Annotated in this window: 1 pseudogene; it reads right to left on the bottom strand. The window is 36.7% G+C overall.

The features are described from left to right. Positions 1 to 210, bottom strand: a pseudogene (locus V6255_RS18965) (hypothetical protein); the annotation flags it as partial.

The following is a 210-nucleotide window of genomic DNA, read 5'->3' as shown; positions in this document are numbered from 1 at the left end:
AATGAGCTACTTACACTTGGTTTCGTCTTTTTGGCATATTGACAGTGTAGCTGGTATTTCTGAGAGAATAATTGGCCGATTGTATTATCGGGTGCTACGTCACTTTCTAGCGATAATGTATATGCACGTAATTCATCTGACGCTTTAGGAGCTAGTACTTCATTCGTACATTGTGTTGTTAGTTGTTCAGATAGTTGAATATTACTTTTT

Source organism: Psychromonas arctica (assembly GCF_038155225.1).
Lineage (GTDB): Bacteria > Pseudomonadota > Gammaproteobacteria > Enterobacterales > Psychromonadaceae > Psychromonas > Psychromonas arctica_B.
The sequence above is the reverse complement of the archived record's forward strand: the minus strand, read 5'-3'. Positions and strand labels throughout refer to the sequence as shown.